The following is a 25,303-nucleotide window of genomic DNA, read 5'->3' as shown; positions in this document are numbered from 1 at the left end:
GATGTCCGAAGCTCCTAAGAAACGTTGGTACGTCGTTCAGGCGTTTTCCGGTTTTGAAGGTCGCGTGGCGCAATCCCTACGCGAATATATTAAATTGCATGATATGGAAGAACTGTTTGGCGAAGTCATGGTGCCGACGGAAGAAGTCGTTGAGATTCGCGGCGGTCAGCGCCGCAAGAGCGAGCGTAAATTCTTCCCGGGTTATGTACTGGTTCAAATGGTCATGAATGACGCCAGTTGGCATCTGGTGCGCAGCGTGCCGCGCGTGATGGGCTTTATCGGCGGCACCTCGGATCGTCCCGCCCCTATCAGCGACAAAGAAGTCGACGCGATCATGAATCGCCTCCAGCAGGTGGGTGATAAACCGCGGCCGAAAACCTTGTTTGAGCCGGGTGAGCTGGTGCGGGTCAATGACGGCCCGTTTGCGGATTTCAACGGCGTTGTGGAAGAGGTGGATTACGAAAAAAGCCGCTTGAAAGTCTCGGTGTCGATATTCGGTCGCGCCACACCGGTTGAGCTTGACTTCGGCCAGGTTGAGAAAGGCTGATAACGTCCAGGCGCAAATCACATACAACTTGCCTTAGGTGCGGAATTGAACTAGAATTTCGCGCCTTTCGTTTTTTATGTACCCTCGGTATTTCTGCCCTCGGTACAGAAAAAAAATTATCAATGGGGAGCCCTGACCGGCGCTATCACCCGCTAGAGGAAATTTAAATGGCCAAGAAAGTACAAGCCTATGTGAAACTGCAGGTTGCTGCAGGCATGGCTAACCCGAGTCCGCCGGTTGGTCCGGCACTGGGCCAGCAGGGCGTTAACATCATGGAATTCTGTAAAGCGTTCAATGCCAAAACAGAAGGCGTTGAAAAAGGCCTGCCGATTCCGGTTGTTATCACCGTCTATTCTGACCGTTCTTTCACCTTCGTTACCAAAACCCCGCCGGCAGCCGTGTTGCTGAAGAAAGCCGCTGGCGTTAAATCCGGTTCTGGTAAGCCGAATAAAGAAAAAGTCGGTAAAGTGACGCACGCCCAGATCCGCGAAATCGCGGAAACCAAAGCGGCGGATATGACGGGTGCCGATGTGGAAGCGATGTCTCGCTCCATCGAAGGTACTGCTCGTTCCATGGGCCTGGTAGTGGAGGATTAAGAAATGGCTAAACTGACCAAGCGCATGCGTGTTATCCGCGACAAAATTGATTCCACCAAGCAGTACGAAATCAATGAAGCCGTTGCTTTGCTGAAAGAGCTCGCCACCGCCAAGTTTGTCGAAAGCATCGATGTTGCAGTAAACCTGGGCATCGACGCGCGTAAATCCGATCAGAACGTCCGTGGCGCCACGGTGCTGCCGCACGGTACCGGCCGTACTGTTCGCGTTGCCGTGTTTACCCAGGGCCCCAATGCCGAAGCTGCCAAAGCAGCAGGCGCCGACCTGGTGGGCATGGACGACCTGGCCGATCAGATCAAGAAAGGCGAGTTCAACTTTGATGTTGTTATCGCCTCCCCTGACGCCATGCGCGTTGTGGGTCAATTAGGCCAGATCCTCGGGCCGCGCGGCCTGATGCCTAACCCGAAGGTGGGTACCGTGACCCCGAACGTCGCTGAAGCGGTTAAAAACGCTAAAGCCGGCCAGGTGCGTTATCGCAACGACAAAAACGGCATTATCCACACCACTATCGGTAAAGTTGACTTTGATACCGATAAATTGAGAGAAAACCTGGAAGCCCTGCTGGTTGCGCTGAAAAAAGCCAAACCGACTCAGGCTAAAGGTATTTATATCAAGAAAATCAGTCTTTCCACCACCATGGGTGCTGGCGTGGCTGTGGATCAAAGCGGTTTGGCAACGGTTACTGCTTAATTGCCTCTTTACCCGGGCGCAAGATTCGTCTAGAATCGAACGCCCGTTGTTTCATCAATGGCTGATTTACGCCAGGATGGAATAAAGAATTTTCGGTTGGAGCTTGGCCTATCCAAGCCTCCGTCCAAGACCGCAGGTGTGTTTATGCCCTTTAAAGATGACGGGTAAACACTTAATCGTCCTGCGTAGACGGTGACAGAGCCTGAATAACATATTCGTTTGCTGGATTCTGCTCACCGTGTATCGACGTTTGACCCCATAAGGGGAGTAAACGATGTGAGTCCCCGGGAATTTTCCCCCGGATAAATCCAGGAGCACAAGCTAATGGCATTAAATCTTCAAGACAAACAAGCGATTGTTGCTGAAGTCAGCGAAGTGGCCAAAGGCGCGCTGTCTGCTGTCGTTGCGGATTCTCGCGGCGTTACAGTAGGTAAAATGACTGAACTGCGTAAAGCAGGTCGTGAAGCCGGCGTATACATGCGTGTTGTTCGCAACACCTTGCTGCGTCGCGTCGTGGAAGGCACTCCGTTTGAATGCCTGAAAGACACGTTTGTCGGTCCGACCCTGATTGCATTTTCTAACGAACACCCGGGCGCAGCCGCTCGCCTGTTCAAGGCTTTCGCCAAAGAAAACGCAAAATTCGAGGTTAAAGCAGCAGCCTTTGAAGGTGAAGTTATCACGGCGGCCAATATCGATCGCCTGGCAACTCTGCCGACTTACGATGAAGCTATCGCACGCCTGATGTCGGCCATGAAAGAAGCCTCCGCAGGCAAACTGGTCCGTACTCTTGCTGCACTGCGCGATCAGAAAGAAGCGGCTTAATTGCCGGTGGCTTTCGGTTGCTATTGCGAACGTATAAACACTTTCTGAATCTTAGGAATAATTGTTATGTCTATCACTAAAGAACAAATTCTGGACGCAGTTGCTGAAATGTCCGTTATGGACGTGGTTGAACTGATCTCCATGATGGAAACCAAATTCGGCGTTTCTGCCGCCACCGCGGTTGCTGTTGCTGCCGGCCCGGCTGAAGTTGTTGAAGAAAAGACCGAATTTGACGTTGTCCTGACCGCTATCGGCGGTAACAAGGTATCCGTTATCAAAGCCGTTCGTAGCGCCACCGGTCTGGGCCTGAAAGAAGCCAAAGACCTGGTTGAATCCGCTCCGGCGACCATGAAAGAAGGCGTTAACAAAGACGACGCCGAAGCTCTTAAGAAAGCCCTGGAAGAAGCGGGTGCTTCTGTTGAGATCAAATAAGACCTTTTGTACGGCAGCCTGATTCTAGGCTGATGGCTGGTGACTTTTGGGTCACCAGCCTTTTTGCGCTGTAAGGCGTCAGTGGGATTTCACACTATTTAACCACTGATTAACCTCAATATCTTTCTCTATCGACGACTTAATATACTGCATCTCCTGTAAAACCTCCCTGGTTTAACAAAATGCAATGAAATGGTTTAAGAGTGATAGAAACAGGTATTGCGGAAGGCATCGTCGCTTTCCGAACGAATACATACCCGGTAGATGTCGAGTTGCAGGGTATAAAATAGTGTTGCATGACCTGTCCTATTAGGGCGGACAGAGTGGGTCACTGATCAGCGAGCTGAGGAACCCTATGGTTTACTCCTATACCGAAAAAAAACGCATTCGTAAGGATTTTGGGAAACGTCCCCAAGTGTTGGACATCCCATATCTCCTTTCTATACAGCTTGACTCGTTCCAGAAGTTCATCGAGCAAGATCCGGAAGGTCAGTACGGATTGGAAGCAGCATTCCGTTCTGTGTTCCCCATTCAGAGCTACAGCGGCAATTCGGAGCTGCAATATGTCAGTTACCGTCTAGGCGAGCCTGTATTTGATGTTAAAGAGTGTCAAATCCGCGGCGTCACGTTCTCCGCACCGTTGCGCGTTAAACTGCGTCTGGTGATTTACGAACGCGAAGCCCCGGAAGGCACGGTAAAAGACATCAAGGAACAGGAAGTCTACATGGGTGAAATACCGCTCATGACCGACAATGGGACCTTTGTGATCAACGGGACGGAGCGTGTTATCGTTTCCCAGTTGCATCGCAGCCCCGGCGTTTTCTTTGATAGCGATAAAGGTAAGACGCATTCGTCCGGCAAAGTGCTGTACAACGCGCGCATCATTCCTTACCGTGGTTCCTGGCTGGATTTTGAGTTTGATCCGAAAGACAACTTATTCGTCCGTATCGACCGCCGCCGCAAATTGCCCGCCACGATCGTTTTGCGGGCTTTGAACTATTCCGCGGCGCAGATCCTGGAAACGTTCTTCGATAAAGTCATTTATGAAATCCACGATAATAAACTGCAGATGGAACTGGTTCCTGAGCGTTTACGTGGTGAAACCGCCTCGTTTGATATCGAGTCCAACGGTACCGTTTACGTTGAGAAAGGCCGCCGTATCACCGCGCGCCATATCCGCCTGCTGGAAAAAGACGGTATCGATAAAATCCAGGTGCCGGTTGAGTACATCATCGGCAAAGTGGTGGTCAAAGATTACATCGATGAAAACACCGGTGAAATCATTTGTCCCGCCAACATGGAACTGACATTGGATCTGCTGGCGAAACTGAGCCAGGCAGGACACAAGCGTATTGAAACGCTGTTTACCAATGATTTGGACCACGGTTCTTATATTTCCGAAACCTTGCGCGTCGATCCTACCAGCGATCGCCTGAGCGCCCTGGTGGAAATCTACCGCATGATGCGTCCCGGCGAACCGCCGACCCGCGAAGCGGCTGAAAACCTGTTCGAGAACCTGTTCTTCTCCGAAGATCGCTACGACCTCTCCGCCGTGGGCCGTATGAAGTTCAATCGTTCGCTGCTGCGCGAAGAGATTGAAGGTTCCGGAATCCTCAGTAAGCTCGACATCATCGAAGTGATGAAGAAGCTGATTGATATCCGTAACGGCAAGGGTGAAGTGGATGATATCGATCATCTCGGCAACCGTCGTATCCGTTCCGTGGGCGAAATGGCGGAAAACCAGTTCCGCGTCGGCCTGGTGCGTGTTGAACGTGCCGTGAAAGAGCGCCTGTCGCTGGGGGATCTCGATACCCTGATGCCGCAGGACATGATCAACGCCAAACCGATTTCCGCCGCGGTGAAAGAGTTCTTTGGTTCCAGCCAGCTGTCTCAATTTATGGACCAGAACAACCCATTGTCGGAAATTACCCATAAACGGCGTATCTCCGCATTGGGCCCAGGCGGTTTGACCCGTGAACGCGCGGGCTTTGAAGTTCGAGACGTGCATCCGACCCATTACGGCCGCGTGTGCCCCATCGAAACGCCTGAAGGTCCGAATATCGGTTTGATCAACTCGCTGTCCGTCTATGCGCAGACCAATGAATACGGCTTCCTTGAAACGCCGTATCGCCGGGTGCGCGAAGAAGTGGTCACCGATGAGATCCATTACCTGTCCGCCATTGAAGAGGGCAATTTCGTTATTGCCCAGGCCAATACCGATCTCGACGAAGAAGGCCATTTCGTTGACGATTTGATTACGTGCCGCAGCAAAGGCGAATCCAGCCTGTTCACTCGCGATCAGGTGGACTATATGGACGTTTCAACCCAGCAGATCGTTTCGGTGGGTGCGTCGCTGATTCCGTTCCTGGAACACGATGACGCCAACCGTGCGCTGATGGGTGCGAACATGCAACGTCAGGCCGTTCCTACGCTGCGTGCCGACAAGCCGCTGGTAGGTACCGGTATGGAACGCGCCGTGGCGGTCGACTCCGGTGTCACCGCGGTCGCCAAACGCGGCGGTACCATTCAGTATGTCGATGCGTCTCGTATCGTGATTAACGTTAATCCTGATGAAATGGTGGCGGGCGAAGCGGGCATCGACATCTACAACCTGACCAAGTATACCCGTTCCAACCAGAACACCTGCATCAGCCAGATGCCGTGCGTGTCCCTGGGTGAACCGGTTGAACGCGGCGATGTGCTGGCCGACGGTCCGTCCACCGATCTGGGTGAACTGGCGCTGGGTCAGAACATGCGCGTGGCGTTCATGCCGTGGAACGGCTACAACTTCGAAGACTCCATTCTGGTTTCCGAACGTGTGGTCCAGGAAGATCGTTTCACTACGATTCACATCCAGGAGCTGGCCTGCGTGTCCCGCGATACCAAGCTGGGGCCTGAAGAAATCACCGCCGACATCCCGAATGTGGGTGAAGCGGCGCTTTCCAAGCTGGATGAATCCGGGATTGTCTACATCGGCGCGGAAGTGACCGGCGGCGATATCCTGGTGGGCAAAGTGACGCCGAAGGGCGAAACCCAGCTGACCCCGGAAGAAAAGCTGCTGCGCGCCATCTTTGGTGAAAAAGCGTCGGACGTCAAAGATTCGTCGCTGCGAGTGCCGAACGGTGTATCCGGTACGGTTATCGACGTGCAGGTCTTTACCCGCGACGGCGTGGAAAAAGACAAACGTGCGCTGGAAATCGAAGAGATGCAGCTCAAGCAGGCCAAAAAGGACCTGACGGAAGAGCTGCAGATTTTTGAAGCCGGGCTGTTTGCCCGTATCCATGACGTGCTGGTGTCCGGCGGCATCGAAGACGAGAAGCTGTCCAAACTGACGCGTGAGCGTTGGCTGGAGCTGGGTCTCGGCGACGAAGACAAGCAGAATCAGCTTGAGCAGCTGGCGGAACAGTACGACGAACTGAAAACCGTGTTCGAGAAGAAGCTGGAAGCGAAACGCCGCAAGATCACGCAGGGCGATGACCTGGCTCCGGGCGTGCTGAAAATCGTCAAGGTGTACCTGGCGGTCAAGCGCCAGATTCAGCCGGGCGACAAGATGGCCGGCCGGCACGGGAACAAGGGTGTTATCTCCAAGATCAACCCGATCGAGGATATGCCTTACGATGAAAACGGCGTGCCGGTGGATATCGTACTGAACCCCTTGGGCGTACCGTCCCGTATGAACATCGGCCAGATCCTGGAAACCCATCTGGGCATGGCGGCTAAAGGTATCGGCGATAAGATCAACGCCATGCTGAAAAAGCACGAGGATGTGGCGAAGCTGCGCGAGTTCATCCAGAAAGCCTATGATCTGGGGGATGATGTCCGCCAGAAAGTGGATCTGGCCACCTTCAGCGATGACGAAGTGCTGCGTTTGGCGGAGAACCTGAAGAAGGGTATGCCCATCGCAACACCGGTGTTTGACGGCGCCAAAGAAAAAGAAATCAAGGAATTGCTGCAATTGGGCGGTCTGCCTACTTCCGGTCAGATTACCTTGTTTGACGGCCGTACCGGCGAGCAGTTCGAGCGGCAGGTTACCGTGGGCTACATGTACATGCTGAAACTCAACCATTTGGTTGATGACAAGATGCATGCGCGTTCCACCGGTTCCTACAGCCTGGTCACCCAGCAGCCGCTGGGCGGTAAGGCGCAGTTCGGCGGCCAACGCTTTGGTGAGATGGAAGTATGGGCACTGGAAGCGTATGGCGCGGCCTATACCCTGCAGGAAATGCTGACTGTCAAGTCGGATGATGTTAACGGTCGTACCAAGATGTACAAAAACATCGTGGATGGCAATCATACGATGGAACCAGGCATGCCGGAGTCCTTTAACGTGTTGCTGAAGGAAATCCGCTCTCTGGGCATCAACATCGAGCTGGAAGAAGAGTAATTTAACCCCTATGGCTTTCCGGCCGCAGGAAGATGGCAAGTGAGCGAGCCCGATGAGCTTACCTAGGTAAGTGATTCGGGTGAGCGAGTACAGCCGGCGCATCTGCGGTTTGAAAGATGACGGGGGGTTCGGCTCGGGTGCGTTCGCACCGGTTATCAGGGCGCCTGAGCGTTTCAGGCGCCTAACAGGTCTAACTCCGACAGGAGCCAATCCGTGAAAGATTTACTTAAGTTTCTGAAAGCACAAACCAAGACCGAAGAGTTTGATGCGATCAAAATTGCTCTGGCCTCGCCAGATATGATCCGTTCCTGGTCGTTCGGCGAAGTGAAGAAGCCGGAAACCATCAACTACCGTACGTTCAAACCTGAACGCGACGGGCTTTTCTGCGCCCGTATTTTCGGGCCGGTTAAAGATTACGAATGCTTGTGCGGTAAGTACAAGCGGTTGAAGCACCGCGGCGTGATTTGTGAAAAATGCGGTGTTGAAGTGACCCAGACCAAAGTGCGCCGCGAGCGCATGGGCCATATCGAGCTGGCTTCGCCGACAGCGCATATTTGGTTCTTGAAATCGTTGCCTTCGCGCATCGGTTTGTTGCTGGATATGCCGCTGCGTGATATCGAGCGCGTGCTGTATTTTGAATCTTATGTGGTGGTTGAAGGCGGCATGACCAACCTGGAGCGCCGCCAGATCCTGACTGAAGAACAGTATCTGGACGCCCTGGAAGAGTTTGGTGATGAGTTTGACGCTAAAATGGGCGCCGAAGCCATTCAGGCCCTGTTGAAAAACATGGACCTGGAAGCGGAATGCGAAACCCTGCGTGAAGAGCTGAATGAAACCAACTCCGAAACCAAGCGCAAGAAGCTGACCAAGCGTATCAAGCTGCTGGAAGCATTCGTTCAGTCCGGTAATAAACCGGAATGGATGATCCTGACGGTGCTGCCGGTGTTGCCGCCGGATCTGCGTCCGCTGGTGCCGCTGGACGGCGGCCGTTTTGCCACCTCCGATCTGAACGATCTCTATCGCCGGGTGATAAACCGTAACAACCGTTTGAAACGTCTGCTGGATCTGGCTGCGCCGGATATCATCGTACGCAATGAAAAACGTATGCTGCAGGAAGCAGTGGATGCGCTGTTGGATAACGGCCGTCGCGGTCGCGCCATTACCGGTTCCAACAAGCGTCCGCTGAAATCCCTGGCCGACATGATCAAAGGCAAGCAAGGGCGTTTCCGTCAGAACCTGCTGGGTAAACGCGTCGACTATTCCGGTCGTTCCGTGATTACCGTGGGTCCGTACCTGCGTCTGCATCAGTGCGGCCTGCCGAAGAAGATGGCGCTGGAACTGTTCAAACCCTTCATCTACGGCAAGCTTGAGCTGCGTGGCCTCGCCACCACCATCAAAGCCGCCAAGAAAATGGTTGAACGCGAAGAAGCCGTGGTCTGGGATATCCTGGATGAAGTTATCCGCGAACACCCGGTGCTGCTGAACCGTGCGCCGACTCTGCACCGTCTGGGTATCCAGGCGTTTGAGCCGGTGTTGATTGAAGGTAAAGCCATTCAGCTTCACCCGCTGGTGTGCGCGGCGTACAACGCCGACTTCGACGGTGACCAGATGGCCGTTCACGTACCGCTGACGCTGGAAGCCCAGTTGGAAGCCCGTGCGCTGATGATGTCCACCAACAACATCCTGTCGCCGGCCAACGGCGAGCCGATTATCGTTCCGTCCCAGGACGTGGTGCTGGGTCTGTATTACATGACCCGCGACCGGGTGAACGGTAAAGGCGAAGGCATGGTCTTGACCGGACCGAAAGAAGCGGAACGCATCTATCGGGGCGGTATCGCCGAGCTGCATGCGCGCGTCAAAGTGCGTATCACCGAGTATGCCAAGAACGAAGACGGCGAGCTTATTGAAAATACCCACATCGTCGACACCACCGTAGGCCGTGCGATTTTGTGGATGATCGTGCCGAAGGGATTGCCGTTCGCCCTGGTCAATCAGGCGCTGGGTAAGAAAGCCATCTCCAAGATGCTGAATACCTGTTATCGCGTGCTGGGCCTGAAGCCTACGGTTATCTTCGCCGACCAGATCATGTATACCGGTTTTGCCTATGCGGCCCGTTCAGGATCGTCGGTAGGTATCGATGATATGGTTATCCCGGCCAAGAAAGCGGGGATCATCGAAGAAGCCGAAGCCGAAGTGGCCGAAATCCAGGAGCAGTTCCAGTCTGGTCTGGTGACCGCCGGCGAACGCTACAACAAGGTTATCGATATCTGGGCCGCGGCTAACGAACGCGTTGCCAAGGCGATGATGGATAACCTGTCCACCGAATCGGTGATTAACCGAGACGGCGTGGAAGAGCGCCAGGTTTCCTTCAACAGCATCTTTATGATGGCCGACTCCGGCGCCCGTGGTTCGGCGGCACAGATTCGCCAATTGGCGGGTATGCGCGGCCTGATGGCCAAGCCTGACGGCTCCATCATTGAAACGCCTATTACCGCGAACTTCCGTGAAGGCCTGAACGTACTCCAGTACTTCATCTCCACTCACGGTGCTCGTAAAGGTCTGGCGGATACCGCGCTGAAAACGGCGAACTCCGGTTACCTGACCCGTCGTCTGGTGGACGTGGCGCAGGATCTGGTGGTGACCGAGGACGACTGCGGCACCCATGCCGGTGTTACCATGACCCCGGTTATCGAGGGCGGCGATGTTAAAGAGCCGCTGCGCGAACGTGTGCTGGGACGTGTTACCGCTGAAGACGTACTGAAACCGGGTACCGCCGATATACTGGTGGAACGCAATACCCTGCTGAACGAACAATGGTGTGATGTCCTGGAAGAGAACTCCGTGGATACCATCAAGGTTCGCTCGGTGGTGACCTGTGAAACCGACTTCGGTGTCTGCGCCAACTGCTACGGCCGTGATTTGGCCCGCGGGCATCTGGTGAACAAGGGTGAATCCATCGGTGTTATCGCCGCGCAGTCTATCGGCGAGCCGGGCACCCAGTTGACCATGCGTACGTTCCACATCGGTGGCGCCGCTTCCCGTAATGCCGCCGAATCGAGCATTCAGGTGAAAAACAAGGGTACCGTGCGGTTGAATAACGCCAAGTTCGTTATCAACGGCGCCGGTAAACTGGTGATTACTTCCCGTAACACGGAACTGAAACTCATCGATGAATTCGGCCGTACCAAGGAAAGCTATAAAGTGCCTTACGGCGCGGTCATGGGCAAAGGTGATGGTTCTGAAGTGCTGGGCGGCGAAACGGTTGCCAACTGGGACCCGCATACCATGCCGGTTATCACTGAAGTAAGCGGCTTTATGCGCTTCACCGATATGATCGACGGCCAGACCATTACCCGCCAGACCGATGAGCTGACCGGCTTGTCCTCTATCGTGGTGCTGGATACGGCTGAACGTACCGGTGGCGGTAAAGACTTGCGTCCGGCGCTGAAAATCGTTGATGCCAGCGGCAATGACGTACTGATTCCGGGCACCGATATGCCGGCCCAGTACTTCCTGCCGGGTAAAACCATTGTCCAGTTGGAAGACGGTGTGCAAATCACCGGCGGGGACACTCTGGCGCGTCTGCCGCAGGAATCCAGCGGTACCAAGGATATTACCGGTGGTCTGCCGCGCGTTGCCGATTTGTTCGAAGCGCGCCGGCCGAAAGAACCGGCTATCCTGGCGGAAATCAGCGGTATCGTATCCTTCGGTAAAGAAACCAAAGGCAAACGTCGTCTGGTGATTTCGCCGGTGGACGGCAGCGATGCTTACGAAGAGATGATCCCGAAATGGCGTCAGCTTAACGTATTTGAAGGCGAACGCGTGGAACGCGGCGACGTGATCTCCGATGGACCGGAATCGCCCCATGACATTCTGCGTCTGCGCGGCGTGCATGCGGTGACCCGCTACATCGTTAACGAAGTGCAGGATGTTTACCGTCTGCAGGGCGTTAAGATTAACGATAAGCATATCGAAGTTATCGTTCGTCAGATGTTGCGTAAAGCCACCATCGTCAACGCCGGCGGCACCGACTTCCTGGAAGGCGAACAGGCTGAATACTCACGGGTCAAGATTGCCAACCGCCAGCTGGCGGAGGACGACAAGATCGAAATGACCTTCAGCCGGGATCTCTTGGGTATAACCAAGGCATCCCTGGCCACGGAGTCCTTTATCTCCGCGGCATCGTTCCAGGAAACAACGCGCGTGCTTACTGAAGCCGCCGTTGCCGGGAAACGTGATGAACTGCGCGGTCTGAAAGAGAACGTGATTGTCGGCCGACTGATCCCTGCCGGGACCGGTTATGCCTACCATCAGGATCGTGCCCGTCGTCGCGCCCTGGGCGAAGTGCCGGTTGTACCGTCGGTCACCGCTGATGAAGCCTCCGCCAATATGGCGGAACTGCTGAATGCGGGCTTAGGCGGTAATAACGATAAATAATCGTTATTGCAGCAACGCAATAGCCGTCCCTTAGGGGGCGGCTTTTTTTTGGGTGCGCCGGGCATGGCGCGTAGCGCCTTGACGGGCGCTGTCCCTGGATTGTGGTGGTCAAGGGGCGACTTGGAGGTGCAAGTCCTCTGCACACCCGGCAAGGGGAAGTGCTAGCCGAACGGCAAGGGTGCCCACCGCGAGGCGGGATCTGAAGGAAGCCGAAGGCAAAATGCTGGCCTGACGAACAGGAAGTGGATTAGGCGGCGCAGCGGGGTAAGGCGTCCAATATCGCCAAAGCCCGATACTTGCACGAAACGCTGCGACGTATATCCGACAGGCATAAGCAGGAAGGTCGCGCGAATTACCCCGGGAGATCTGCACGTTTGCCTTGGTGCTACCGCGCGCCGAGAGGCGACGGGATGAACGTGCAGAAGTCAGCCGAGGCCGTAGTAGCGGTGCAAAACCGGCATCGCGAAGGGCTGAACATGTACAACCGTGATTAGGACAGGTTATCTCGATGGGTATTGATGAGGCACAAGCGCAGAGTACTGCGGCCCGGACAGGAAAGAGCGAACAGTATTCGCGAGAGCCGGTCCTGGGTGCTGAAATACCCACGGCGAAATCTGGGCAAACGAAAGCGGAACAACCCTTGTCAATCGAAGCGGTGATAACACGTAGCAACCTGATGCTGGCCTATCAGCGGGTCCTGGAGAACAAAGGCGCGGCAGGGGTAGATAACCTGGGCGTCGGCGAACTTAAAGACTGGCTGAAACGGCACTGGCCGACGGTGAAAGCGGCCCTGCTGGACGGAAGCTACCTGCCGCAGGCGATACGCCGGGTCGAACTGCCCAAGCTTAACGGCGGAGTCAGGGTCCTGGGTATTCCCACGGTGGTGGACCGGCTTATCCAGCAGGCTATCCAGCAACACCTTACCCCCTATTATGAACCTGAGTTCTCCGAATCCAGCTACGGCTTCAGACCGGGCCGCAATGCCTGGCAGGCGGTGCGCCAAGCACAAGCCTACGTGCAAGGCGGCCGGCGCTGGGTGGTGGATATGGACCTGGAGAAGTTCTTTGACCGGGTTAACCACGACATCATGATGTCGTGGCTAAGCCGCAAAATCAAAGACGTCAGACTGCTCAGGCTCATCAGGCGTTATCTGGAAGCGGACATGGTCAGCGGCAAAGTGGTGACAAAACGGCGGGAAGGGATGCCGCAAGGCAGCCCGTTATCGCCGTTGCTCTCCAACCTGCTGTTGACCGACCTTGACCGTGAACTGGAGCGCAGGGGCCACCGGTTCTGCCGTTATGCGGATGACTGTAATATCTACGTGAGCAGCCGCAAGGCGGGAGAACAGGCGATGAACTCGATAAGCCGGTATCTGGAAAAGCACCTCCGGTTGACGGTGAACCGAGATAAAAGCGCGGTGGCCAGGCCCTGGGAGCGCAAGTTCCTGGGATATAGCCTGACATGGCACAGGCAGGCCAGACTGAAGATAGCGGCGAGCAGCGTGTCCAGGCTGAAGGAGAAAATCCGCAGCCTGACGACGGGAAACAGTTCAAAAGCGCTGAAAGCGGTTATCGACGGGCTTGCTCCGGTGCTGCGAGGTTGGATAAGTTACTTCCGGCTGACCGAAGTCAAAGGGATACTGGAAGAACTGGACGGCTGGGTCCGCCGTAAGCTGCGTTGTCTGCTGTGGCGGCATTGGAAAAGGCCATACAAACGGGCAAGGATGCTGATGAAAGGCGGCCTGAGCGAAGAAAGGGCGTGGATATCGGCGACGAACCAGCGCGGACCCTGGTGGAACGCGGGGGCAAGTCATATGAACCAAGCGCTGCCGAAGAAACTCTTCGATCGCGCAGGTCTGTTATCGCTGCTGGAGTTGCACAGGCAGTTCCAGTGTTGTAAATGAACCGCCGTATACGGAACCGTACGTACGGTGGTGTGAGAGGACGGCGGTTGTGAGACCGCCTCCTACTCGATAGGTTAAGATTATTTAAGTTAACGTGCTTCTTATTGTATATAAGCAGATATTCATCATGAGACAATAAGCTAAAAAGTAATTATATACACTTAGTAAATATAAAACGCCTGAATTTACCCCTTGTTTTATGGTGTTCTATTGCCTCATTGGAAAAATAACACCCAAGTTCCTTTTAAGAAATATCATAATTTCATCAAGATGTTTTTATTTTCAATCTAGATAATGTGATTACGAATAATATATTTTCAAAAGCTGAAAATATTCCTATTACGTGAGTCGTGATTCATTATTTTTTAAATAAATAAAATTCATATTTGTGAAGTTATTTCTTGATTGCGGGGCGCATTGAAGAAGGCACCCTACATCCTTAAAAGGAGAATTTAATGCCAGGTAAACCTCCATATCCTTCATCCGATAATAATACGGGTTCGTGCCGGCCATTTGCCTCAAGTCGTCAGGATTTCCCTTTGTGGCGACCTGTCGCCTGGGCAATCATTGCGGCGCAGGTCATGTTACCCCTCGGAGTGGCTTTTGCTCCGGCGGGGGCGGCATCCGTCGCCGCCTCGGTAGAGACGCCGGCCAAGAACGTTCTATTAAATAATGACGATTCATCGACCGCGCAAGAGTCCATAGAAAATAAAATCGCCGGGGGAGCCATGTCGGCAGGCCACCTGCTGACTGCGCAACAGAGCGATAAAGCGGCGCTTGGTATGGCGCGTTCGGCGCTGGCAGGCGGAGCAGGCCAGTATGCCAAAGACTGGTTTGATCAATTCGGCACCGTGCGGTTACAGCTCAATCTCAATGAGCGATTCAAACTGGACAATAGTGCGCTGGATCTCTTGGTGCCGTTATATGAAAATCAGGATGCCATGGTATTCAGCCAATGGGGGATACGGAATAAAGATCACCGCAATACCGGTAATATCGGCGGCGGCGTGCGAACCTTTCACGGCGATTGGATGTACGGGCTAAATACTTTTTATGATAATGACTTCACCGGTAAAAATCGCCGGGCCGGAATCGGCGCGGAAGCCTGGACCCATTACCTGAAATTATCGGCCAACAGCTATTTCCGCTTGAGTAATTGGCGCCAATCGCGGGATTTCGAGGATTATAACGAACGACCGGCCAACGGTTATGACCTGCGTGCCGAGGCTTTTCTGCCGTCGCATCCGCAATTGGGCGGCAAGCTGATGTATGAAAGCTATCGCGGCGACGAGGTAGCGTTATTTGGCAAAAACAATCGGCAAAAAAATCCTGATGCATTTACCTTGGGACTTAATTATACGCCGTTTCCGCTATTGACCCTGGGCGGCGAGCACCGCCAGGGTAAGAGCGGGCAGCATGATTCCCGTATCAGCCTGCAAATCAATTACCGCTTGGGTGAATCGTGGCTCTCCCAGGTGGACCCATCGGCTGTCGCGGCCGGGCGAACCCTGGCAGGCAGCCGTTATGACCTGGTGGAGCGCAACAATCATATCGTGCTGGACTATAAAAAACAGGAGGTTATCCGCCTGCTGATGCCGGAGCAATTAAACGGGAAGTCCGGCCAACTGCTCACCATCGCCGCCCAGGTTACCGCCAAGCATGGCCTGGACCGTGTGAAGTGGGACGCTGCGGAATTGATCGCCGCCGGCGGTGCCATCACGCAATCGGCGCCCCATGTCCTGTCGGTGACTCTGCCGCCCTATCTGCCCGCCGGCTCCACAAATCAATATACCATTGGCGCAACGGCTTATGATAAAAAAGGCAACGCCTCAAACCCCGCTTATACCCAGCTTACGGTGACCGGCCAGGGCATCAGCCTGGCGTCGTCGCCCACGACGGCAACGCCGGACAGATTAACGGCGGATGGTATTTCCACTAGCCTGCTATCAATCATTCTTAGAGATGACAGCCTTAAGCCGGTGAGTGGAATGGCGGATGCGCTGACGATGGCTATAACGTTCGAAGCCGGTGACGGCGAGCCCTCAGTCGCGGCAAGCGCCGCCGTATCCGGTGTCGCGCCGGTGGTGGGGGATATCAGTGAAACCGCCGTCGGCGTCTATTCGGCCACCCTGACCGCCGGCAGCGGCACGGGACGGGCGGTTATTACCCCGATGATCCTCGGACAAGCGTTGAAACCAATCAACGTTATCCTGGAGCCGGTCGGCTTGGAACATGGCCTTTCAACGCTTGATATCAGCAGCGACAATATTCTTGCCGACGGCACCGACCACGCGGTGGTAACCTTCAGCGCCAAGGATGTTTCCGGTAATCTCCTCACCGGTCTCGGTTCGCGTTTAGTGTTTGATATGACGCCGTTAGAGGGCGCCGTGTTGACCGATATAGTTGAAGATAAAGGTAGCTACAGCAGTTCTCTGAAGGGTACTCAACCCGGAAAGGTGACCATTACCCCGATTCTGGACGGCGTGAAAATGGACGCTTTAGCTAAAACCATCACCCTGCGCGCTGCCCTGGACTACGAAGACCACTCCGATTTCAGCGTGGGTGAGGAAACGCTGACGGTGGGCGATGGTTCCACTATGCTGAGCTTCAGCGCCAAGGATGAAAGCGGCGAGCCGGTCAAAGGGTTGGCTGAGCGCCTGGCATTTATCGCTACGCCATCAACGGGGATCACGATTTCAGACATTGTGGAAACCGACGGGAATTATACCGCCCGGTTGAGCGGTACCGTGGCGGGCAAGGTAGAGGTGGCGCCGTCAATCGACGGCAAGTCATTAAGCGGCCTGGTGAAAACGGTCACCTTGGCGGCGGGCCCGTTCAGCGAGCTTCATTCCGTATTCAGCATCAGCGGGAAGCAACTTAACGCCAATGATGAAGATAGCGTAGAGCTCAAGCTGATACCGCGCGACGAGTATGACAACATCACCACAACAGTAGAAACTATCGATTTTCACACTTCACCGGCAACGGGTTTCAGACTGGAAGATGCAGGGTTTGATGACCAGGGGGCCTATGTCGCCAAACTGTTCGGCACCGTGCCGGGAGACTATACGATAACGCCGTCGGTTGGGGGCCATGAGATCGCTGATCTGAGTCAACCCCTTATTCTGCTTGCCGTGGTGGATGAGACCAAATCCGCCCTTGATATCGATAAGGCTACGCTGACGGCGGACAATACCGAGACCGCAACGTTGACCTTCAGCGCCAAGGATAGCAAAGGCCAGGCAGTAACCGGCCTGGGTGCCCGGCTCGTTTTCAGCGCCTCGCCGGCGGAGGCTGGCGTCATCATTTCACCCCATAGTGAGAGCGATGGCACCTATACCGCGATCGTACGGGGCACCAAACCCGGCTCGGTCAGTCTGACCCCCAAAGTGGATGGCGTTGAGTTCAGCACAAGGGTAAAAGAGCTGACTTTCACTGCCGCCAGCATTGATTTAAAAATCACTGTGGACAAGGAGGTGGCGAAAGCCGGCGAGCAGATTATGTTGACGGTGGATGCGATGCTTGAAGATGGTACGCGGGTCGGGGATGTGACCATCGATATTCACTCACATGGCGCCTCTAATCGGCAAAACAGGCCGGAAATCGCCACGCTATTGATTAACGGTGAGTCAAAATATGAAGTCAATGTGCCGGAGACGGGTCAAATCCGCATCCCGATTACCGATCCCACGGGTAAAGGGGTTAAAACCACCGTTGAGGTCACCGCGCGTGGCGGAAAAACGGTGACAAAAGAGGTTATCTTTACCGTAGCCACCAGCCCCGACGTCCCGGCCGCCAATTATTATGGCCATATGGCGGAGTTCATTGACGCTATCCAGCGACCCAGACTTGCCTCTGAACTTACCGGCAGCGGCAGCGCGAGATTAAACAATGAAAATTGGGCAGTGGCGCGCTATCCGGTGGCAAGCCCATACTGCACATTGCCGTCCTTTACTTCTCTGGAGGCAGCCTATGGCTCAATGCGTACGAATGGATGGCCCTTATCGCCCGGCGGCTTTATTTGGTCTGGTACGGCATCCTCAATTGTTTTAACTGGCCCGAGCGTCGAGGCCCTAAACAGCCAGAACGGACAGAAATTGCTCATGGAGACATCCGGCGCGAACTTGGGATTTGTGGCCTGCGCCAGTTGAAAACGGTTCCGCCACGAAAAATAAAGTAAACAGAAGTTGGAAAATCCAGACCAGCGGCGGGACAGATGACTGTCCCGCCGGTAAATCAAGCGCATACCTTTGAAGTGCTCACCATCGCTTATTCAATCAGCGTCGGCGACCTGCCCAGATAACTGTCCCAATCCTTCCACACCGGCTGTAATCCGGACTGCAACAGCATTTGCTCCACCTCCCTTACCGAACGGTTATCATGAGGCTCGAATTGTTCCAGCTCCGGCGTGCCGCCGGCATAGCCTCCCGGCTGCGTCTTGGAACCGGCGCTAACGCTATTTACCACGATGGGTACCGCATGGTCGCGAAACCAAGGAGACTCGCGGGTAGACAACGAGATTTCCACATCCGGCGCCAACAGGCGAAAGGCGCACATCACTTGCAGTAACTGCGATTCATCCATTATGGATGCCGGCGTAATTCCCCCGGCGCAGGGCCGCAGGCGAGGGAAGGACAGGGAATAACGGCTCTGCCAATAGTTTTTTTGCAGATAAAGTAAATGTTCGGCCACCCTATAGCAGTCCGTGCGCCAATTATCCGACAATCCTATCAGCGCCCCCAGCCCGATCTTGTCGATCCCGGCCCGCGCCAGCCGATCCGGCGTTTCCAGCCGCCAGGCAAAATCCATTTTCTGCCCGCGCAGATGGTGTCGTTGATAGGTTGGCTGGTGGTAGGTTTCCTGGTAAACCATAACGCCGTCCAGGCCGAGGGTTTTCAGCTCGGCGTAATTCTCCTGGGATAACGGCTGTACTTCCATCATGAGGGAGCTGAAATAGTCGCGGATCAACGGCACATAACGTCGAAAGTAGTCCATGCCGACTTTGCTTTGATGCTCACCGGTCACCAGCAGCACGTTTTCAAAGCCCCGGTCCCGAATCGCTTGGCACTCGGCGATAATCTCCTGCTCATCCAGGGTCTTACGCTTGAGGCGATTGCTCATGGAAAACCCGCAATAAGTGCAATCATTGGAACAGAGGTTCGAGAGATAAAGCGGCAGATACAGATTCACCACGTTGCCGAAGCGTTGACGGGTCAGCTGCTGGGCGCGCTGGGCCAGGGGCTCAAGGTAGGGCTGGGCCGCCGGGGACAGAAACGCCATAAAATCATTCAGGCCGGGCCGTTCGGCGGTTAATGCGTGCTCTACATCCCGGGCTTGCTTGGCATTGATGCCAAGACCGGCATCCTCCCAAGAGATGCGCTGCCAGTGGTTGATAAAAGAATCCATCAGGCCGCTCCTTCCACAGGCTGTTCGCTGTGGCGCAGAAAATCCGTTAACGGGCTGGTGGCGCTGGCCTGGAGTTGACGCGGCGCCAGGCCGGCGTGCCGGCATGACTCGCCGGCTTCCAGCGCCAGCCGGAAGGCGCGGGCCATGGCCACCGGGTCACGGGCCACGGCGATGGCGGTATTCACCAATACCGCATCGGCCCCCATTTCCAGCGCTTCCAATGCCTGGCTCGGGGCGCCGATACCGGCGTCCACCACCACGGGAATGCCTGCCTGTTCGATGATAATCTGCAGGAAATCACGGGTTTTCAAACCTTGATTGGAGCCAATGGGCGAGCCCAGCGGCATGACCGCCCCGCAGCCGGCCTCTTCCAGGCGGCGGCATAATACCGGGTCCGCGCCGCAGTAGGGCAAAACGACAAAGCCCTCTTTCACCAGCTGTTCCGCCGCTTTGAGCGTTTCGATGGGGTCGGGCAGCAGGTATTTTACATCCGGATGGATTTCCAGCTTGATCCAATGGGTTCCCAAGGCTTCACGGGCCAGACGTGCGGCAAACACCGCCTCTTCAGCGGTCTTGGCGCCGGAGGTGTTGGGCAGCAATTTCACGCCGGCCTGGCGCAGGGCGGGCAGGATAGCGTCATTGCCGTTGCGCAGATCCACCCGGCGCATGGCCAGGGTGACCAACTGGCTGCCTGAAGCGGCCAACGCCTGCAGCATGATATCGGCGGTAGAGAATTTTCCGGTGCCGGTAAGCAACCGGGAAGTAAAGGTAGTATCGGCTATTTTCAACATGTTCAGCCTCCTGCTATGGCTTGAAAAAGTAAGATGTCGTCGCCTTCGTTAATGAGATGCCGGGGCCACTGGCTGCGGGGAATAATGGTTTGATTGATTGCCAGGGCCGCGCCTTCCGACGAATATTTCAGCTGATCCAGCAATTCCGCCAGCGAGAGCCGGTGTGAAAGCTCTATGGGCCGTTCGTTAAGGGTGATTTTCATCAAACCGGCTCTCCCTGGCTGACCTGCGCGCCGCACAGTTCACAGTCGGCGGCGCGGGTCAGTTTAAGTGTGCGCCAGGTCATGGATTTACCGTCGAACAGCTGCAACCGGCCGCTCAGCGCGGAGGGCAGGCCGCAGAGAATTTTCGTCGCCTCCAATGCCTGCAAGGTGCCCATAATCCCTACCACCGGCCCGACGACGCCGGCGGTACGGCAGTTGCGATGGGGTTCGGCGCCCCCAGGGAACAGGCAGGCATAGCAGCCGTGCCGGTAGGGCGGTTGCAGCACCAATAACTGGCCGCTGAAGCCCACCGCGCTGGCGCTTATCAGGGTTTTAGCCTGGCGGACGCAGGCCGCGTTAATCTCATGGCGAGTTTGCATATTATCGCTGCAGTCCAGGATCAGGTCTGCCCGCGCTACCGCCTGTGTCAGCGATTCGCCCGCCAGACGCTGCTGTAATGGAATATATTTCCCTAACGGGTTAAGCGCCTGTAAGTGCTGTTGCGCCAGCAAGGCCTTGGCACGGGAAATATCGCCGGTTCGATAAAGGATTTGGCGCTGCAGATTGCTGACGTCCAGCCGGTCGTCATCCGCCAGCAGCAGGGTGCCGACCCCGGCCGCCGCCAAATAGAGGGCGGCGGGAGAACCCAGGCCGCCAAGACCGGCTATCAGCACGGTGGCGGCCATCAATCTTGCCTGGCCTTCGGGACCTATCTCCTCCAGCAGCATGTGCCGGCTGTAGCGCAAAAAAGCCTGGTCATTGAGCATCCGCCACCTCCCGGCCTTCTGTTTTCTGCAATAAGACCGCGGTGGCGGCTCGCCAGTCCGGCGCTTTGGTGATGGCGCTGACCACCGCCACGCTGCCGACGCCGCAGTCCATCACCGCGTCTACCCGATCGATACTGATACCGCCGATGGCCACGGTGGGAATATCCGTCAGTCTGGCCGCCATGCGCCTGAGATCCGTCAGTCCCTGGGGCTGGGAAGGCATGATTTTCGTCTGGGTCGGGAAGATATGGCCCAGGGCGATATAAGAGGGCTGGAACGACAGCGCCCGGGCCAGTTCCCGATCGTCATGGGTGGACAGGCCCAGACGTAGGCCGGCGCGCTGAATAACCGACAGATCGGCGGTATCCAGATCTTCCTGCCCCAGATGCACACCGTAAGCGCCGTGTTTTACCGCCAGACGCCAGTAATCATTAATAAATATCCGGGCCTGGTATTTCCGGCCCAGCAGGACGGCGGCCTCGATATCCGGTTCAACCGCCTCGTCCGGCTGGTCCTTGATACGCAACTGCAGGGTGGTGACGCCGGCGTCCAGCAAACGGACTATCCAGGCCAGGGAGTCCACCACCGGATAGAGCCCCAGCCGATGGGCGGTGGGGGCAAAAGGTGCATTAAGTAGGCTCATTTATTTATCCCCGCTTCGGTAGGCGTCAGATAAATTTCCCCGCCGTGGGCGCGGAATTCGGCTGACATGGTATCCATGCCGCTTTGCTGAACGTCGATGGCCTGGGCGGCGGCATAATCCCTGACTTCCTGGGAAATCTTCATTGAACAGAACTTCGGTCCGCACATGGAACAGAAATGCGCCACTTTCCCCGACTCCTGAGGCAGGGTTTCATCGTGGTAAGCGCGCGCGGTGGCGGGGTCCAGAGCCAGGTTGAACTGATCCTCCCAGCGGAATTCAAACCGCGCCTTGGACATGGCGTTGTCGCGAATCTGCGCGCCGGGGTGGCCTTTGGCCAGATCCGCGGCGTGGGCGGCGATTTTGTAGGTAATAAGCCCCTGTTTCACGTCCTCTTTGTTCGGCAGGCCCAAATGTTCCTTGGGCGTGACGTAGCACAGCATGGCGCAGCCGAACCAGCCGATAAGCGCCGCGCCGATGCCGGAGGTGAAATGATCATAGCCGGGGGCAATGTCGGTGGTCAGCGGCCCGAGCGTGTAAAAAGGCGCTTCGTGGCAGTGCTCCAACTGCTCGGTCATATTGCGGCGAATCATATGCATGGGGATATGGCCGGGGCCTTCGATCATGACCTGGACGTCATATTCCCACGCGATTTTGGTGAGTTCGCCGAGGGTATAGAGTTCGGCGAACTGCGCCTCGTCGTTGGCATCCTGGATGGAACCGGGTCGCAGGCCATCACCCAGCGACAGCGCGACATCATAGGCGGCGCAGATTTGGCAGATGTCGCGGAAATGCTCATACAGAAAGCTTTCCTTGTGATGGGACAAGCACCATTTCGCCATAATGGATCCGCCGCGGGAGACGATGCCGGTTAACCGTTTGGCGGTCATAGGCACATAGCGAAGCAGCACGCCGGCATGAATGGTAAAGTAGTCCACCCCTTGTTCCGCCTGCTCCAGCAGGGTATCGCGGAAAGTTTCCCAGGTCAGGTTCTCCGCCACGCCGTTGACCTTTTCCAGCGCCTGATAAATGGGCACCGTACCGATGGGGACCGGACTGTTGCGCAGTATCCATTCCCGTGTTTCGTGGATATAGCGGCCGGTGGAGAGATCCATGACGGTATCCGCGCCCCAGCGCGTGGACCATACCAGTTTTTCCACTTCTTCTTCAATGGAGGAGCTCACCGCCGAGTTGCCGATGTTGGCATTCACCTTCACCAGAAAATTGCGGCCGATAATCATCGGCTCTGATTCGGGATGGTTGATATTGGCGGGGATGATGGCGCGGCCGGCGGCGACCTCCCGCCGCACGAATTCCGGCGTGATATTTTCCGGCAGCTCAGCGCCGAAGCCATGGCCGGGATGCTGTTGCAACAGCACTTCGCCGCGGATTCGTTCACGGCCCATGTTTTCCCGCAGCGCGATGAACTCCATTTCCGGCGTCACGATACCCGCCCGGGCATAATGTAACTGGGTGACGCAGCGCCCGGATTTGGCGCGCTGCGGCATATGGCCCGGCGCAAAGCGGATTTCATCCAGACCGTCGTCGGCACGGCGTTCCCCGCTGTAACGAGAGCTTAATTCACTGACGGTTTCGGTATCCGCCCGGCGTGCGATCCAGCGAGCCCGCAACGGAAACAAACCGGCGCGTACGTCAATAGTTATCTCCGGGTCGCCATAGGGGCCGGCGGTATCGTATATCGGCACCGGCTCGTTCTGTTCATAGCGGGGGGCGCTTTTATCACCACCGATCATGGTGGGACTGAGCTTTATTTCACGCATCGGCACCCGGATATCGGCACTGCTGCCCTGCAAATAAATGCGGCGTGAGTTAGGGAAAGCCTCGCCTTTGAGGCGATTGATAAAATCCTGGGCCTGTGCCCGCTGTTCGCGGCGGGACGGAGTGGTGGGTAGAGACATAGCAATTCCTCATAATGAAGTTAGGGAAAATTGCTTGTCCGGAGCGCTACGGGAGTAATAAGACAGGGCTGGAATCATATGTCGATTGACGATGATTCGTGGCGTTGAATTACTCTTGTTCCCTTCGCGGGTATTAACCCGATCAGGTTCCGCGGATCCCGAATTAACGGTCTCAGCCTGGCGTAATGTACGCGCTAGGCACTCCGACAAGATACCGGCTCATAACGAGCCAACGTTTGCTGACAAAGTGCCCCTACTCGTTGACGCCGGGGCGATTGGTCAGCGTTGCGGCTCAGATGAGCCGAAAAGGATGCTCAGACCCGACGTTAAGCCAGGCGCGAGGCATCCGGGTCATTATTGGCGGCGGGTTCCGAGGGCCGATAGTCCGCTCGGTGCTCCAACGCCTTTTGAATCAGCTTGTCCTCCAGCGAAAACCGGGTGCCCAGCGCCTCGCCGACGCCGGAAAGGGCTTCCTGGAACTCCATGCAGTTGTCATGATCCACGGCGGTCTCAAATTGGCTGTCATAAAACGACATGATTTGTTGCGTATTTTCCTGCAAAGCCTGGTAGATCTGCGTTATTAAAAGACGGTTGGGACCGCTTTCGTCCGCCTCCGGCACGATACGATCGTACACATGAAAATGGCCGGCGGACAGATAGTCCACGAGATGATGGCAAAAGTCGTCCAGCGCGTTTTCATCCAGAGGAGTATGCTTTTCTTTGTTGGGCTTAAGACCGATGAGATGGTAATAAGCAACCAGTAAGCCCCGGCGGGCCACCAGCCATTGGTCAATAAGTTCGTTACTGCCGCCAACCCGTTGAGCCAAGATTTCCAGCTGGTTTAACATGACAGACTCCGATGTAATAAAAAGTAACGCTGCGTTATTTATCTTTTAAAGCTAAATTCTAGATTGCCAGTGAAAAAGGGGTAGTGCAACTAAAATGGAACAAGAACTCAGCGGTAACGAACACGGCTGGTGGGTTGTCAGCCAGAACAGCAAATTGTGGTTACCCCAAGGGGAATTGCCGTTTGGTTTGGCCTCCGCCTGGTCGCTGCAGGGGTTTACTGCAACCCCCATCGGCGAATGGGCAGGGTCTATCGCCTGGCTGGTACGCCATACCATGCCCAGGGACATGGGATCGGTCCGGCAGATCATTGACCAAGACCCCGGCCTGTTCCAATTGGCAGGGAGGGGTGTCCAGCTGGCGGAATTCTACCGGGCCCACCGGTTTTGCGGCTACTGCGGACATACCATGCGCATTAGCGGCAAAGAGTGGGCTTGCCTGTGCGATCATTGCCATGAACGCTATTACCCGCAAATCGCTCCATGCATTATAGTTGCGATTCGCCGGGGCGATGAAATTTTGCTGGCCCAGCATACCCGCCATCGCGGCGGCATCTATACCGTGCTGGCCGGATTCGTCGAAGTGGGTGAAACGCTGGAGCAAACGGTGGCCCGCGAGGTCATGGAAGAGACCAAGGTGAAGGTGAAGAATGTACGCTATGTCACCTCTCAGCCATGGCCTTTTCCCCATTCGCTGATGATGGCTTTTATGGCGGAGTATGACGGTGGCGACATCACCCCCGATCACAGCGAGATCCTGGATGCCGGCTGGTATCGTTACGATGCATTGCCGTTATTGCCGCCGCCGGGCACCGTGGCCCGCCGGTTAATCGAGGATACGGTGGCCCTATGTCGCGCGGATCGGGATGCCGACAGCTCTATTGCGACAACCCGTTAATAAAA

The 25,303-nt window shown here is 55.6% G+C and carries 17 protein-coding genes and 1 riboswitch; of the genes, 10 read left to right on the top strand and 7 right to left on the bottom strand.

Going from position 1 to position 25,303, the window contains the following annotated elements; genetic code table 11:
- Position 1: 1 nt before the first annotated feature.
- From nusG to GTU79_RS28215, 9 genes are all read left to right on the top strand, one after another.
- A complete protein-coding gene (nusG, locus tag GTU79_RS28255) occupies positions 2 to 547 on the top strand; it encodes a transcription termination/antitermination protein NusG (RefSeq protein WP_132924431.1) in 546 nt (181 codons plus the stop codon).
- A 167-nt stretch (positions 548 to 714) separates the two neighbouring features.
- On the top strand, positions 715 to 1,143 hold the full coding sequence (rplK, locus tag GTU79_RS28250) for a 50S ribosomal protein L11 (RefSeq protein WP_132924433.1): 429 nt from the start codon (positions 715 to 717) through the stop codon (positions 1,141 to 1,143).
- A 3-nt stretch (positions 1,144 to 1,146) separates the two neighbouring features.
- A complete protein-coding gene (gene rplA / locus GTU79_RS28245) occupies positions 1,147 to 1,851 on the top strand; it encodes a 50S ribosomal protein L1 (RefSeq protein ID WP_132924434.1) in 705 nt (234 codons plus the stop codon).
- 324 nt (positions 1,852 to 2,175) lie between these two features.
- A complete protein-coding gene (rplJ, locus tag GTU79_RS28240; RefSeq protein ID WP_132924436.1) occupies positions 2,176 to 2,673 on the top strand; it encodes a 50S ribosomal protein L10 in 498 nt (165 codons plus the stop codon).
- Between the two features lie 66 nt (positions 2,674 to 2,739).
- Positions 2,740 to 3,105, top strand: coding sequence for a 50S ribosomal protein L7/L12 (gene rplL / locus GTU79_RS28235; RefSeq protein WP_132924438.1), 366 nt, complete (start codon positions 2,740 to 2,742; stop codon positions 3,103 to 3,105).
- Between the two features lie 355 nt (positions 3,106 to 3,460).
- Positions 3,461 to 7,489, top strand: a complete 4,029-nt coding sequence (rpoB, locus tag GTU79_RS28230) for a DNA-directed RNA polymerase subunit beta (RefSeq protein ID WP_203523771.1) — start codon at positions 3,461 to 3,463, stop codon at positions 7,487 to 7,489.
- A 213-nt stretch (positions 7,490 to 7,702) separates the two neighbouring features.
- Positions 7,703 to 11,926: a DNA-directed RNA polymerase subunit beta' gene (gene rpoC / locus GTU79_RS28225; protein ID WP_132924442.1), complete on the top strand. Its 4,224-nt coding sequence runs from the start codon at positions 7,703 to 7,705 to the stop codon at positions 11,924 to 11,926.
- Between the two features lie 508 nt (positions 11,927 to 12,434).
- A complete protein-coding gene (gene ltrA, locus GTU79_RS28220) occupies positions 12,435 to 13,829 on the top strand; it encodes a group II intron reverse transcriptase/maturase (protein ID WP_203523770.1) in 1,395 nt (464 codons plus the stop codon).
- A 539-nt stretch (positions 13,830 to 14,368) separates the two neighbouring features.
- Complete coding sequence (locus GTU79_RS28215; protein ID WP_214513576.1) at positions 14,369 to 17,980, top strand: inverse autotransporter beta domain-containing protein; 3,612 nt, start codon at positions 14,369 to 14,371, stop codon at positions 17,978 to 17,980.
- 118 nt (positions 17,981 to 18,098) lie between these two features.
- Here the strand turns inward: GTU79_RS28215 and thiH are convergent, their stop codons facing one another.
- The 7 genes from thiH to rsd all read right to left on the bottom strand — a co-directional run bounded on the left by thiH (position 18,099) and on the right by rsd (position 24,403).
- Positions 18,099 to 19,235, bottom strand: coding sequence for a 2-iminoacetate synthase ThiH (gene thiH / locus GTU79_RS28210; protein WP_203523768.1), 1,137 nt, complete (start codon positions 19,233 to 19,235; stop codon positions 18,099 to 18,101).
- The gene (locus GTU79_RS28205; RefSeq protein WP_132924447.1) at positions 19,235 to 20,026 is read right to left on the bottom strand and encodes a thiazole synthase; all 792 of its coding nucleotides are present in this window, start codon (positions 20,024 to 20,026) and stop codon (positions 19,235 to 19,237) included. The genes thiH and GTU79_RS28205 overlap by 1 nt, the downstream gene beginning before the upstream one ends.
- A gap of 2 nt (positions 20,027 to 20,028) precedes the next feature.
- Positions 20,029 to 20,229 (bottom strand): sulfur carrier protein ThiS, encoded by a 201-nt coding sequence (thiS, locus tag GTU79_RS28200; protein WP_132924449.1) that lies wholly within the window; start codon positions 20,227 to 20,229, stop codon positions 20,029 to 20,031.
- Entirely contained in the window at positions 20,229 to 20,996 is a 768-nt protein-coding gene (locus tag GTU79_RS28195; protein ID WP_203523767.1) for a HesA/MoeB/ThiF family protein, read from the bottom strand. Before GTU79_RS28195 ends, thiS begins: the two co-directional genes overlap by 1 nt.
- The gene (thiE, locus tag GTU79_RS28190) at positions 20,986 to 21,639 is read right to left on the bottom strand and encodes a thiamine phosphate synthase (protein WP_203523766.1); all 654 of its coding nucleotides are present in this window, start codon (positions 21,637 to 21,639) and stop codon (positions 20,986 to 20,988) included. Before thiE ends, GTU79_RS28195 begins: the two co-directional genes overlap by 11 nt.
- Positions 21,636 to 23,555 (bottom strand): phosphomethylpyrimidine synthase ThiC, encoded by a 1,920-nt coding sequence (thiC, locus tag GTU79_RS28185; protein ID WP_203523765.1) that lies wholly within the window; start codon positions 23,553 to 23,555, stop codon positions 21,636 to 21,638. Before thiC ends, thiE begins: the two co-directional genes overlap by 4 nt.
- A gap of 102 nt (positions 23,556 to 23,657) precedes the next feature.
- Positions 23,658 to 23,771: riboswitch (TPP riboswitch) on the bottom strand.
- 110 nt (positions 23,772 to 23,881) lie between these two features.
- Positions 23,882 to 24,403 (bottom strand): sigma D regulator, encoded by a 522-nt coding sequence (rsd, locus tag GTU79_RS28180; protein WP_132924456.1) that lies wholly within the window; start codon positions 24,401 to 24,403, stop codon positions 23,882 to 23,884.
- Positions 24,404 to 24,497: 94 nt separating this feature from the next.
- On the opposite strand from rsd, the gene nudC reads away from it, so the two are divergent.
- Positions 24,498 to 25,298 carry an NAD(+) diphosphatase gene (gene nudC, locus GTU79_RS28175; protein ID WP_203523764.1) on the top strand — a complete coding sequence of 267 codons (801 nt, stop codon included), beginning with the start codon at positions 24,498 to 24,500 and terminating at the stop codon, positions 25,296 to 25,298.
- The last annotated feature ends 5 nt before the right edge of the window (positions 25,299 to 25,303 follow it).

The sequence above is a fragment of the Sodalis ligni genome (assembly GCF_016865525.2).
Taxonomy (GTDB): domain Bacteria; phylum Pseudomonadota; class Gammaproteobacteria; order Enterobacterales; family Enterobacteriaceae; genus Acerihabitans; species Acerihabitans ligni.
Note: the sequence above shows the minus strand (reverse complement) of the source record. Positions and strands in the feature narration are given on the sequence as shown.